This is a genomic window from Sporosarcina koreensis, from assembly GCF_042655825.1.
Classification (GTDB): Bacteria; Bacillota; Bacilli; order Bacillales_A; family Planococcaceae; genus Sporosarcina; species Sporosarcina koreensis.
Genome location: NZ_JBHSNP010000002.1, coordinates 135,839 through 149,073, shown reverse-complemented (window position 1 = coordinate 149,073; position 13,235 = coordinate 135,839). Strand labels below are relative to the sequence as shown.

Genomic DNA, 13,235 nt, shown 5'->3' with positions numbered 1-13,235 from the left:
TATAAAAGAACCACCCGGTTGCACCTGAGTGGTCACATTAATTGATAGGTTCCCTGTAAGGGGACGGCTTTCGGTTGGAATAACCCATCCAAAATGAGCGCTGAACTCAAGGATGGGTTATTTCTTTTTGTCATTTGACAATATCAGGCATTCACACCGTCGCCGTAAACGACTTCCTCTCCTTTACAAACCTCTTCTCAAAACTCAAACCGACATAAGTCACGCCCAAAAGGATAACCGCCGCTCCAAGCAGCACCCCACAGCCCATATACACACTAATTGCCGGATCATTCAGCAGCGTCATGATTTCCCCATTGGCAATTTTCGGTATGTTTAGATAAAGGAAAGGCGAGTATTCGGCGAATTCGTCTAATTTCCAACTCACTAAATATCCCGCGACACCTATCATACCTGTGAGCGCATATACAACTAGCGGCTGGCGGATGAAAAGTCCCAAGACATTCGTCAACGCGATGAGGAACAATGCGACGCAAACATATAGCAAGAGAGCCTTCAGCAAGTACTCTCCGAGCGGCATGAAATGATAGCCCCCCTCGAATGCTCGTTGCCCTGTAAAATCAAACGATTGGAATTCTTTTCTGCTATGATAATGCAGCACCGGATACATCCAGTCGCCAAACCGGTTGAACACCGTTCCGACGAGCACGGCAAACAGGAAAACAACAATCGCACTCCCAATAGCCATGGCAGAACTGAAAAGTACTTTTCCAAGGAAAAGGGAACGCTTCATGATCGGCAATGTCTCAAGCAACTGCAACGTCGGCCTCTTCCCTCGCTCACCAGATAAGCCTGCACCTACGAGGATAAGGAATAAAATCAGCGGAATGAAGTACAAATAGTCGCGGAAATACATGAAGAGCGAAAATAACCCGCTATGATCCACTTTCCGGTTCGCCTGCTCATTCATTTTCTTCTCCTTCCGGTGTTCCTCTTTCCACTGGTCATGGATATTCGGAATATAGGTGCCCGCAAAGACCGGTGGGATATTATGCTCTTTCATCCACTCTTTTTGTGCAATTGCGGTCTCATAGCCGAAAATGGTGTCCGGGCTGTAATTATGCTTTTTAAACTCCATCAAGTTTTCAAGATTTCGATGATCATTGAACAGCTGATAATCGTATAATGGGGTCCAATCTTGATTTCCATAAGCCTTCAATGCACGTTCGGCAAGCGCGGCTTCTTCACGGGCTACATCTATATACTCGTTAAAGTATTCAATATTATGTCCATATATGAAATCCCCGTCTTCGCCTCTTGCATTTGCTTCTGCGACCTGCTTCTCCATTTCTTCGATGGCTTCCATAAAGTAACCGATGAGTCCCGTCTCATTCTCCGCATCTTCTACAATCGATGCTAACCTTGCGAGAGCCTCAGTCTCCTTCTCCTTCGCTTGCTCCGCGAAATAGAAATAGCCGACAATAGCAGCGATGAATAAGACGATCAATGACTGCCCGACAAGCCCCCTCCGCTTCGACTTCCGCCATTCAAACAAACTATTATTCCAAACGGAGCGGAGATGTGTCATCTTCCCCTTATGGTACGGCTTCAGTTCCTCGGCAGCTTTAAATAAACCACGTTCGCCTTCACGCAAGAAAATGGTTGCTACAAGCAATAAAACGCTCCATAGAATCGCTGACACTGCATACAGCCATATCGGATCGGTCGGTATTTCGTTCAAAAACCGCTCTGCACGGAAATGCTGAAATGGATTCCAAGGTGTCTGCATGATTGGCAGTGCCTCCGTTAGTACAACACCAATCATTGTAAGGAAGCCTGTCAGCATAATCGTTGAAAAAGAGCTTCTTAATTGTGTTCCGATTAAAAGCAACAAGGCAAAAAGGAATGCCCCCGCTCCCAGAAATAGAATCGTCATATTCAACAAATGTTGCCATATGGGAATGATGGCGAATGAATCACCTGTTTCCAGAAACGTTGGATACAACAAGTCATTGAATGTGTCACCGAAAACAACCGGAATCACCCATCCGCCAATCGCTATGACAACTAAATAGAAAAATGTTACAGTTAACAATCCGGTATACTTCGCAAGCAGTAGCTCCCATCTGCGAAGTGGCTGCGTCCTTAACGTCAACAAAGTCTGCTGCTCCTTCTCCGATGTATAAGCGTTTCCAAAAAGGAGTAATAGCAGCAAAAGTCCGGCCGGTCCTAGCAAAATGGGAGCTATCTCACTCATTTGCAAGGCAGGGGACACCGGATCGGTTTCATTGGCATATGGCAAATCATGCTTTACCAAATAAGCATTCTTATCGATAGCCTTTTCCCTTTCCACGCCCTCTAAGGCAGTAAAGACTCCACCAGTTTTCTCATACTTTTCCAATAGCGAGTAGAATCCATTCTCGACCAGCGGAATTTCACCCCAACGCTTTCCGTAAATGGCGCTCTTCCATTGAAACGTAGCCGTCGCCATATTGTTCAAGATATCGAATTGCTCCGCCTGCACCTCTGTCAGCCTATTCTCCCGGTTCAATGGCAAGAGCTGCGCGTACAGTTGGTCGACTTTGAGAACAATTTGAAGTATTTTCTCCTCCGCCTCTTTCGACATCAAATCCTGCTCGATTTTGTTTTGATAAAAAGCCCATCCGACAGTTAGCAGCACCATAACCAATAGCCAAACAAACTTCTTTTGCCGCAGAATCTTCTTCAGCTCAAACTTGAACAAGCTCATCGGCCTTTGCCTCCGTGAAGATCTTCCGGTATCGTTCCTCCGAACCGAATATTTTCTTTTCGATATCGTCAATGACAATATGTTCGCGTTCTAATATGTGCAACACTTTGTCCAGCCCGACATCACGGCGGTAAATATGCAAGCGCCCATCGACCTGCTCGACAGGAATACCCACTGCAGCAAGCGCCTTTTCAGCCTTTTCTGTTTTGTCCACCGCGATCTGGTAACGCACTTGCTCAAACTCCGCCATATTTTCCTTGATCAGATTGCCCTTCTTCAGGAATAAAATCGATGACGTCACACGATCAATTTCCGCCAAGTTATGCGAGGACAATAGGATTGTCGTCCCTTCATCGCGCAAAGCAAGTAGCAATTCCCTCACACGGATCGCGCTCGTCGGATCAAGGCCGTTAAGCGGCTCATCCAGAATCATCAACTTCGGCTTATTCACGACAGCCATCGCAAGCAGCAAATGCTGTTTCATCCCAAGCGAGTAATTCTTTACTTTCTTATTCAAATAACTCGTTATGCCGATCCGGTCCGCCGTGTCTAACAATTGCTTTTTCGGCAGCCCTTGCACATCGCAGATGAACTGCAAATGATCGTATCCCGTCAAATATTCGTACAGCACCGTATTATCCTGCATGAACGAAATCTCCCGAAAAATATTCGGGTTCCGGTTGTTCTTCCCAAGTACGGTCACTTCCCCTTTATCCGATGGCAACAGATTCGTAATGATATTCATCAACGTCGACTTCCCTGACCCATTTGGCCCAACAAGCGCGATGATCTGTGGCTCCTCGATCTGAAACGTAATCCCCTTCAGCACTTGCTCTTTGCCGTATGATTTGTAAACGTCTTTTACGGATAATATCATGCCAACAACTCCCCCTTAAGTTTGTCAATATCCAATTATCTCCATTCTACTATACTTATGAATTTATTTGTTTAAAAATTTAATTTATTATCTAAAAAAGCAAGCCACCCTGGCCTAGGTGGATTGCTTCAACTCAACTGATTTTCAATAAATTTTGCGCATACATACAATCCATCAAATCCTTCACAGCGACTTCGCCCGCATGGACCCATCTGTTTTTATCAATAATCTTCCCGTCCTTATCAATCGGCTGTTGGAATTGGCTAAATCCGGTCGCATCCAATAATGAATCACCGTCCCGATCGAGACCGACATGCACGACATGCTTGATGATATAAGGCGTGCCGAATTTAATGGAGGCTTCATAATGGTCGAGTTCGCCTTCCGTCACGACAAAAGGAATTCGGATATAGATCGTTTCGCCGCCTTCCTGGCACAGAATGTGATCGAAGCATCCTTGATCATAATCCCAGTTTCCACCCATATGGTATCCAAGCTCCCGGATACAATCGCTCACCACACCGAAAGAAGCGGTTTGACCTTCTAGCCCCGTTTGTAATTTCAACATGATTTTTCCTCCTTTTGAATGGTTCTTTAGACAGCATTCACAAAAGGAGGCGAAGACATACTACCGACTTGCAAAGGAGGCGAGCCTCGTGAATATCGATCATTCCCGGGGAGTTATCGGTCAAGTTCACAAAGTTATCGGTCACCTGCCGGGAGTTATCGATCACTTCGACAAAGTTATCGGTCACTTTCCATGATTTATCGTCATTACATGACCTTTTGCCTACCTAATAAAACTGCTAGGCAGGAAATCACCTTCTATTATTTCTACACTCCTTATGTCATAGTAATAATGGGAATATTTCTATTAATGGGGGTTTGACAATGGAGAAGTTAGCGAAGTTACGCGACAGATTTGATGAGTTAGGAATTGACGGGATGCTCATAACGGATCCGTACAACCGGAGATATTTGACGGGCTTTACCGGAACGGCTGGAACAGTACTGGTGTCAAAGAAAGAAGCATATTTATTAGTCGATTTCCGTTATACCAGCCAGGCGAATGCGCAAGTTACGGATTTTGCTGTGAAGGAAATCGATAGGGTCATCATTTATGAGGAAATTTCAACGCTTGCGGAAAGCTTAGGAATCAAGATGCTCGGATTTGAACAGCAGCACCAATCCTATTTTTATTACTCCCAGCTTTCGAAGGAAGTAAAGGCGGAGCTTGTACCTGTCACGAATGTCGTTGAAAAGCTGCGGATGATTAAAAATGAAGATGAAATAGCCATCTTGAAAAAGGCTGCTGAAATTGCAGATGCCGCATTCGAGCATATTCTAACGTTCATTAAGCCAGGTCGGACGGAGATTGAAATCGCGAATGAATTGGAATTCCATATGAGGAAATTGGGCGCGACGTCTTCTTCGTTCGATATGATTGTCGCATCGGGCGTGCGTTCCGCGTTGCCGCATGGAGTGGCGAGTGAGAAGGTTGTCGAGCAAGGCGATATGGTGACGCTTGATTTTGGTGCTTATTACAAAGGATATTGCTCCGATATGACAAGGACAGTTGCAGTCGGCGAGCCGGATCCGAAACTGAAGGAAATCTATTCGATCGTGCATGATGCTCTTGAAAACGCGCTGTCAAGAATCAAAGCCGGAATGACCGGGAAAGAAGCGGATGCTTTGACTCGTGATTTGATCAGCGAAAAAGGGTATGGCGACTATTACGGGCATGGCATGGGGCATGGAATCGGATTGTATATTCATGAAGACATTTTCATGAATCCAACGTGCGAGCTGCTCGTCGAAGAAGGAATGGTTCTGACGGTCGAGCCTGGCATTTACATACCGGGTCTCGGCGGGGTACGGATTGAGGATGATATTATCGTGAGAGAAGGCGGAATTGAGGTTATTACGAAATCTCCTAAGGAATTGATTATTCTTTGAGAAAAAAATGGACTTCCGGCTATCCGGAAGTCCATTTTCAGTGTTATCGGTCAAGTTCACAAAGTTATCGGTCTCCTGTGGACAGTTATCGATCACCCGCGGGGAGTTATCGGTCACTTTCACAAGTTTATCATCATTTCATGGCCTTTTACCCAGATATTTTCCTACTTCATTTTTCCCCAGCCACTTGGAAAGACCCTTCCTTCCATTCTGTCAGCCACGCATCAAGATGCTTGATTGCTTCTTCATGAATTGGTTTGCCGATCCTCTTGATGTAATCCTTCTTATACGTAGAAGGGGAGAGGGGGGTCAGCTGTTCTTTCAATCCGTGATCCATATTTTCGACAACGACGCATTTCGACGGTCCTTGTACGTTTTCGGGAATCCTTTTCGCGAATTCAACGCTTGATTGGAAATCCTTTGATCCATTAATCGCCAACACAGGACATGCGATTTGTTGCAAGCCTTCGACAATATCAAAATCGAAATGCTCGCGGAAATATTTTGCGGGCATCTTAACTAAACCGGCAATCCTGACTACATCCTTATTAGACGCGGTCAGTTTCCGGTACGTCGCTTGTGCCTGTTTTTCGCTTTTATCCAACGTATTGAATTTACGAATGATAAACCCCTGCAGACCTTTCGCATGTTTCAACTCGGAATATAAATGCTGCCTTTGGAGATCCAGACTTTCACGCAGCCCGCCGCCACCGCCGGACAATAAAACCAATCCATGAAACGGTCTTTTCGCGTACAGTGCAGTCCCGACAATACAGCCTTCACTATGGCCCATCACAATGAGCCGACGCGGATCGATGTTTGGATGGGATGCCATAAATTCAAGAGCGTTTGCCGCGTCTGTCACTGCATCCCAAAGCCCTGTCTTTTCGAAGTTTCCTTCACTCTCTCCAACGCCTCGCTTATCATATCGAAGCGTTGCAAACCCTATGGTCGAAAAGTGCTCAGCCAGTTCCTTGTATATATTGAACTGGAATTTCCCTTTTTCCGCGTTCGCATCCCGATTCAGTTTACCCGATCCTGCAAGTATCAAGATTGCTGGAAGCAGGTCTTCTTTACTTGAAGGCAAGGTCAGTGTTCCTTTTAATAAAACATCGCTTTTAATGACAACCTGTTGATTCTCGACATGGATCCCCATCCGTCTCTCCCCTTCTTATGCATCATAACTCTATAGTTTATGATTCGATGGATTCCTCCTATTCCCCTTCATTCAAACAAACAAAATTCCAGATAAATACACGACAAATGTTACTGTAACCGCACTTAATATCGTTGAAAACAGAACCGTTTGCGCTGCCAGGTCCGGATGGACGTCGTATTCCAACGCCAGTGTCGAGCTGTTTCTTGACGTAGGGAAGGAGCTTGCAATGAATAGGGATTGAGCGACAATGCCATCCAGCCCGAATAGGAGAATGAGAAGCAATGCAACACTTGGGCCAATGATAAGCCTTCCAATGCTACTCGTGACAATCGTACGATTCACAATCGTTTTCAACTCAATTTGCGCAAGCTGCGCCCCCAGTAAAATAAGCGCGATCGCCAAAAATGCATCGGATAGATGACTGATCGGCACCCAGATGAAATTTGGAATCGGGACGTGCAGCCAATTGAACAAGCCACCGAGGAGCATTGCGTGGATGACGGGCATTTTCAATAGCGATTTTAAGATTTCCAGCCCGGACTTTGTCGCGGATATCAAATTATATAATCCATATGTATAGGTTAAAACGTTTTGAAAGACCATCACGATAATTTGAATGGAGATGCCGAGAGGATTCGCGTGAAATAGCAGCTGACTGACCGGTATTCCATAATTCCCGGAGTTGATCAACGAAATGCTGTTTTTGAATATCGCGGCTTCCCCTCTGTCTAACTTCAATACTTTACTCAATATCGTTGTGACAATGATGATCACTAAACTGAAAGCGACTAGGTAACCGATGATTTCCAGTAGGACTTGAACATCAATCTCTGTCTCATAAAGATTGATAAAAACAGCCGCCGGCATGAGACAATAGGTAATTAAGTTCGAAACCGCTTTTAAATTAAAGGAGAATTTCCTTTGTAAGCCAGCACCGAGGACTACGAGGATTAAAATGGGTAAGATTACATTTAAGAAAATGGATCCTATGAACATGTTGTCCTCCCCCTAGATCAATTTAAAGAAATCTCTTCCATTTGAGTATACAGGAAAGGGATTCGTTCTTGTAATTACGGAAAAGTTATAACGTAACATAAGAAAAGGACTTCCCTTGTATGCGGAAGTCCTTCTGGATTGATATATCTATCATTTCCCACTGGATATCGTTCATTTCCCGGAAGATATCGATCAATTACAGACAGTTATCGATTATTTCCCTACTTATATCGATCATTTCCCAAGATATATGGTTATTTCGTGACCTTTTACCTACCAACAAAAGCTCTTTATTTGTCTAAGGCATTTGGCGCGAAATGAATCTTCCATTTCAAACAGCCGCGCGCGAAAATCATTCCACTATAATATTCGCCTGATTTGCAGTGAAATCTTCCTCCGGATAATACGCATCCTTCACCAATAGATTCGGACCTAGGCATTTCACAGCAGGGCAATGGCAGCCAATCGATTTCGCAAGAGGACGTTCAAGCCATCTGTCGAGCATATCAGGCAGCGAATCTTGCTGGATATTGCCCATTGGAGGAGTGTCACCGAAATCGGTCACGATGACGTCGCCCGTAAAAATGTTGACATTCAAACGGGAGCGTCCGTCCGGATCATTGCGCACAGAGACATTTTTGCTGCCGTAAATGCGCTTTAACAACCTCAAATCTTCTTTATCCTGACTGCAGGGATAGAACGGCAATGTGCCGAAAAGCATCCATACATTTTCATCACGCATATCCAATAATTGATGGATCGCTTCTCGCGTTTCATCTAACGACAACACTTCAAGTTTTGAAGCGAAGTCACTTGGATACATCGGATGCACTTCATGCCTTGCGCATTTCATTTCTTCAACAATTTGTCGGTGGATATGGCCGAGATGCGGGAGTGTCCGTTTATTCAACATCGTTTCCGCTGATACCATGACGCCGGCTTCGGCCAATGCGCGACTGTTGTCGATCATCCGCTGGAACTGCTCAGCACGGCGTTCCCTTGGAGGCTTCCTTTCCATATTCGCGAAACCGCCATCTACAAAATCATCCACGGTGCCCCAGTTATGGGATATATGTAAAACATCCAAATAAGGCGCGATTCCCATATAACGCTCAAGCGGCATCGTCAAATTCGAATTCATTTGCGTCCGGATGCCATGCTCATGCGCATATTTCAATAGAGGCAAGACGTATTGCTCAATCGATTTCTTAGAAAACATCGGCTCGCCGCCTGTTATGCTGATCGTCCGTAAATGCGGTATTTCGTCAAGTCGGGAAAGAAGCAAGTCGATCGGCAAGGCATCCGGATCTTTATGTTGCAACATATAGCCGACCGCACAATGCTCACATCGCATATTGCATAAATATGTCGTCGTAAATTCAATGCTTGATAATGTTAATTTTCCATGCTCCTGCACGTCTAAGTAAGCTTCCCATGGATCATAGGCAGGTGACATTTTGTTCAGTGTTGCTATATTCTTCATTTCAATGACTCCCTATCAATTTATTACATTAAAATAGTATGAGCTCATTTCCATTCTTTTGCAACCTGAAGTCCCCAATGACAAAAGCATCGGGAGAGTAATCTCGCGATGCTTTTGTCATAGCTTTAAGATTTTGTTATTTAGATTCCAGATCGACTGGCCAACCGCTCCAAATGTCCAGTTTGTTTCCGTCCAGGTCATACAAATAGAAGTTCTCACCACATTCATGATTGTCTTCAATCACGGTTATTGAAGCTCCGCTGGATTGTAACTCTTCATAAAGGCGATGAAAATCAGTTACCTCTAAAGTAAGCAAACATTGTTCCTCACCATTAATTTCCATGAAGTTTGCGTTTACCCGCTCCTTGCTTTTTATTAAAAAGAGGGACTGACTCGAGGCTAATGAAAGTTGGGCCTGGTTAGCGTCCGGGTCAAGCGTACCTACAGCTTTTACTTTCAAATGCTTCTCGTACCACTCCGCAGATGCTTTCGGATTGGCAACCGGCAAATAGATCGTTTCAATTCGTTTAATGAAACCCATTGTTCTCCCCCCCTATTTTTGTAAAGGAACATACAAGTCAATTTCGCTATCTTCGCTTTCCCCTTTGTATCGATCATCCCAATACTCAATATCTATTTCCCGAGATGGATCGCAATATTGCATCCGTAGCCATTCAGTGATTCCGTCATACGTTTGATGGATGTTCGATTCTGGTCCACGATGTAAAAATTGGGCATAGCGGCCAGCTGGAATGGTATACTCTATCATACCTTCAGGAATGTGCTGGTCAGTCGTCACGCTGACACCGACAATATTTTCATATGGGATGTCAGGTGTAAACGCCTCGTCTTTCGGATAAATTTGAATGAGATATACTCCGTCATCTGTCCGTGATTCCAGCTCCGTCATCCGATACCTCATCGTGCTGTGCATGTCCCGCACAAACCCTTTTTCAAGGATGTTCCGGAGACTATCGGTTACTGTGACCCCGATGACACGAACACTATCCATTTCGTTCAACTTTATTGGCTCCATTCTTGAACCCCCCATTTCAATGATTCGTTAAGGTTTATGCAACAGGATCGTGTAATAGTACGTTAATCATTTGGCGACCTTGTTCATGGTCTGGGCTATATTCTTCGATCGTCCATTGATCAAGCAGCCTTTGGTGACCCATTTGAGTAATTTCCTCATGAAGATTTGCATATGCTTGGCGGAGTTCCTTTGGCGAACCAACGTGCCGCCGCGTGGCATATTTTCTTGGTTCTATTGAAAGACCTTCCAGACCATCTGCCACGTTTTCAATCTCTTCAACTAGCAAGCAGACCCAATAGCCGTCTTCGGAGGGTTGCGCCTCAACTTTAAACAACCCGAATATGCGTCTTGAATCAATCGGTTGCGCAATTTCCGACGTTCGGGCTTTTAATTCCTCAATCGCCTTTGGTATGTTTACTTGAAAATCCTCCAATGAATCGCATTGCAGACGAATACCGACAAATTTCATTTCTCCCTTTTCAATAAATTGCATTCCCCGAACTCCCCAGTTCCTTCATCATGCCATAAGACTGATATTTTTTGAAAACAATTAATCAAACAAAAAAACAGCCCCCTTTTCAAAGGAAGCTGCTTCTTCATTCACAAATCGACCATCTCTAAAAACTGTCTTGTCCGCTCGTTTGTGGAGTGGTTGAAAAATGTATCCGGGTCGGCATCTTCGATGATGCACCCTTCGTCTAACATGATGATTCTGTCCGCGACCTCTTTTGCGAATTTCATCTCGTGTGTGACGACAACCATTGTCATGCCGTCATTGGCGAGGTCTTGCATAACTTGCAGCACTTCCCCGACGAGCTCGGGGTCTAGCGCGGATGTCGGTTCGTCGAACAATAGCGCTTTTGGTTCCATTGCGAGTGCGCGTGCAATGGCAACCCGTTGTTTCTGCCCGCCGGATAATTTATTCGGATAGACTTCCGCCTTATCAGAAAGGCCGACTTTTCCTAGCAGAGCAAGTGCTAACTTCTTAGCCTTCCCTTTGTCCTCTTTTTTGACAATCAACGGCGCTTCCATAATATTTTCAAGCACTGTTTTATGCGGAAACAAGTTGAAATGCTGGAATACCATGCCTACTTCTGCACGGACTTTCGACAAGTCTTCCTTCTTTCGGTCGATTTTCCGACCATTAATTATGATGTCGCCCTCTTGCGCCTTTTCAAGGAAATTCAGACATCGCAGCAATGTGCTCTTCCCGGAGCCGCTTACTCCAACAAGTACAACGACCTCGCCCGGATGGATGTCGATATCGATCCCTTTCAGCACTTCTAGATCGCCGAATGATTTGTGGAGATTCTTTGTTTTGATCATATCGTTCCCTCCTTAAGATCCATCTACATTCAGCCTATTCTCATACCACTTCAATAGCCATGTAAAAATGAGGACGAGAACGAGATAGTACATGCCTACGATGAGAAATGTCTCGAACTGCAAGAAAGATGATGCTGCCTCCCGATTCGCAAGGCCGAACAGTTCCGTCACACCGATAACATAAACGAGGGACGAGTCCTTCAATGTAATGATAAATTGGTTCCCGAGCGGAGGAATTGCGCGGCGCAGCGCTTGCGGAAAAATGATCCGGCGCATCGCCTGCGTGCGGTTCATGCCGAGCGCAAGGCTCGCCTCCCGCTGTCCGCGGTCAACCCCTTGGATTGCTCCACGGAAGATTTCAGCAATATACGCTCCATTATGGACGCCAAGTGCAATCGCCCCCGCCCAGAAATTCAATAGGACGACAATCGACGTAATTCCAAAGTATAAAAACATGATCTGTACGATGAGCGGCGTCCCGCGGATCAATGTGATATATAAGTTTGCAATCGTCTGTAAGATTTTCGATTTTGATATTTTCATTAACGCAAAGATAATTCCGAAAACGGTCCCTAACACAATGGCAATGGCAGTTATTTTCAATGTGACAAGTGCCGCTTTCAGGAAGCCTTCGTACGTGCGCATGAACACTTCAGATAACGTTATCAATATATCAGGCACTGGTCACTCCCACTTTCTATTTTTTATTCCAATAGCTCTGCATTCTCTAAATCGATATCCAACAGATTCCGTCCGAACCACTTCTGCGAAATCTCCTCATAAGTTCCGTCGTCGATCATTTCTTGGAGCGCTTTGTCAATCGCGTCACGGAGTTTTTCATTATCCTTTTTCACCGCAACCGAAGGCTGTTCGACCCATAACGGGCTGCCAACCTCTTTAATGGCAAAGCCATTATCTTTCGCTTCGAAGCCGACAATATCCGATGTGATGACGGCATCCAATCGATTCTCGACCGTCAAATCCTTCAGCGCAACGACATCACTACTGTAGTATTGGAGATTGTCCGACAATTCCTTTGCAGGCTCTTCATACGTCGATTGTGCAATGACGCCAATCTTCTTCCCTTTCAAGTCTTCCGGAGATTTGATTTCGTTATTGTCTTCCGCGACCCAAATCATTCCGCCTGAATAATAGTACGGCTGAGTGAAGGCAGCCTGCTCGGCACGCTTTTTCGTGTAGGCCATCGATCCGATGATGGCGTCGTATTTATTCGCGACAAGTCCTTGAAGGATTGTTTCGAATGGATTTGTCACAGGATTCGGCTCGAGGTCCATCCTCTTCGCAATCTCAGCCCCAATTTCCATATCGAACCCAGTCAACTCGCCATTCTCCTCGAAGTTGAACGGCTTGTAGAGGCCGCTCGCCGCATATGTCAATTTGCCTTTTTCAACAAGGCGATAGCCGTCATCATTCGCTTCGGTTTTGTCATTACCGCATGCCGCCAGCACCAACATGGCAGCCATGAGCAAAAATATTAGCGTCTTCCATTTTCCCATCATAAAAACTCCCTTTTTCCCGACAAGATGCCGTCTTTTTTTGCTTAGTAACTCTCTTTCCCTATCATTTTCTTACTAAACATATAATTTTAGATAAAGAGAGGCGGTGTGGAATGGAAACGCAGTTTAGTCACATAAGAAATAGGGAAATAGACAAGTTAGCAAGGTTTTTATTTAC

The 13,235-nt window shown here is 45.0% G+C and carries 13 protein-coding genes; 1 reads left to right on the top strand and 12 read right to left on the bottom strand.

The features are described from left to right. Positions 1 to 151: 151 nt before the first annotated feature. The 3 genes from ACFPTP_RS00710 to ACFPTP_RS00700 all read right to left on the bottom strand — a co-directional run bounded on the left by ACFPTP_RS00710 (position 152) and on the right by ACFPTP_RS00700 (position 4,152). Positions 152 to 2,707 (bottom strand): ABC transporter permease subunit, encoded by a 2,556-nt coding sequence (locus ACFPTP_RS00710; protein ID WP_381441437.1) that lies wholly within the window; start codon positions 2,705 to 2,707, stop codon positions 152 to 154. Next, on the bottom strand, positions 2,688 to 3,584 hold the full coding sequence (locus tag ACFPTP_RS00705) for an ABC transporter ATP-binding protein (RefSeq protein WP_381441436.1): 897 nt from the start codon (positions 3,582 to 3,584) through the stop codon (positions 2,688 to 2,690). Before ACFPTP_RS00705 ends, ACFPTP_RS00710 begins: the two co-directional genes overlap by 20 nt. A gap of 133 nt (positions 3,585 to 3,717) precedes the next feature. Next, on the bottom strand, positions 3,718 to 4,152 hold the full coding sequence (locus ACFPTP_RS00700) for a YugN family protein (protein WP_381441435.1): 435 nt from the start codon (positions 4,150 to 4,152) through the stop codon (positions 3,718 to 3,720). 323 nt (positions 4,153 to 4,475) lie between these two features. Between ACFPTP_RS00700 and ACFPTP_RS00695 the strand changes: the two genes are divergently transcribed. Further along, the gene (locus ACFPTP_RS00695) at positions 4,476 to 5,540 is read left to right on the top strand and encodes a M24 family metallopeptidase (protein WP_381441434.1); all 1,065 of its coding nucleotides are present in this window, start codon (positions 4,476 to 4,478) and stop codon (positions 5,538 to 5,540) included. Positions 5,541 to 5,709: 169 nt separating this feature from the next. Here ACFPTP_RS00695 and ACFPTP_RS00690 read toward each other — a convergent pair whose 3' ends face one another. From ACFPTP_RS00690 to ACFPTP_RS00650, 9 genes are all read right to left on the bottom strand, one after another. Further along, complete coding sequence (locus tag ACFPTP_RS00690) at positions 5,710 to 6,696, bottom strand: alpha/beta hydrolase (RefSeq protein WP_381441433.1); 987 nt, start codon at positions 6,694 to 6,696, stop codon at positions 5,710 to 5,712. 72 nt (positions 6,697 to 6,768) lie between these two features. After that, a complete protein-coding gene (locus tag ACFPTP_RS00685; RefSeq protein WP_381441432.1) occupies positions 6,769 to 7,695 on the bottom strand; it encodes an AEC family transporter in 927 nt (308 codons plus the stop codon). 352 nt (positions 7,696 to 8,047) lie between these two features. Then, positions 8,048 to 9,178, bottom strand: a complete 1,131-nt coding sequence (gene yfkAB, locus ACFPTP_RS00680; protein WP_381441430.1) for a radical SAM/CxCxxxxC motif protein YfkAB — start codon at positions 9,176 to 9,178, stop codon at positions 8,048 to 8,050. A 136-nt stretch (positions 9,179 to 9,314) separates the two neighbouring features. Then, positions 9,315 to 9,719, bottom strand: a complete 405-nt coding sequence (locus ACFPTP_RS00675) for a VOC family protein (RefSeq protein ID WP_381441429.1) — start codon at positions 9,717 to 9,719, stop codon at positions 9,315 to 9,317. A gap of 12 nt (positions 9,720 to 9,731) precedes the next feature. Then, positions 9,732 to 10,214: a GyrI-like domain-containing protein gene (locus ACFPTP_RS00670; protein WP_381441428.1), complete on the bottom strand. Its 483-nt coding sequence runs from the start codon at positions 10,212 to 10,214 to the stop codon at positions 9,732 to 9,734. A gap of 34 nt (positions 10,215 to 10,248) precedes the next feature. Beyond that, positions 10,249 to 10,707: a GyrI-like domain-containing protein gene (locus ACFPTP_RS00665; RefSeq protein ID WP_381441427.1), complete on the bottom strand. Its 459-nt coding sequence runs from the start codon at positions 10,705 to 10,707 to the stop codon at positions 10,249 to 10,251. Positions 10,708 to 10,814: 107 nt separating this feature from the next. Continuing rightward, a complete protein-coding gene (locus tag ACFPTP_RS00660; RefSeq protein ID WP_381441425.1) occupies positions 10,815 to 11,540 on the bottom strand; it encodes an amino acid ABC transporter ATP-binding protein in 726 nt (241 codons plus the stop codon). A gap of 12 nt (positions 11,541 to 11,552) precedes the next feature. Further along, positions 11,553 to 12,185 carry an amino acid ABC transporter permease gene (locus ACFPTP_RS00655; RefSeq protein ID WP_381441905.1) on the bottom strand — a complete coding sequence of 211 codons (633 nt, stop codon included), beginning with the start codon at positions 12,183 to 12,185 and terminating at the stop codon, positions 11,553 to 11,555. A 59-nt stretch (positions 12,186 to 12,244) separates the two neighbouring features. After that, positions 12,245 to 13,057, bottom strand: a complete 813-nt coding sequence (locus tag ACFPTP_RS00650) for a transporter substrate-binding domain-containing protein (protein ID WP_381441424.1) — start codon at positions 13,055 to 13,057, stop codon at positions 12,245 to 12,247. Positions 13,058 to 13,235 lie beyond the last annotated feature (178 nt).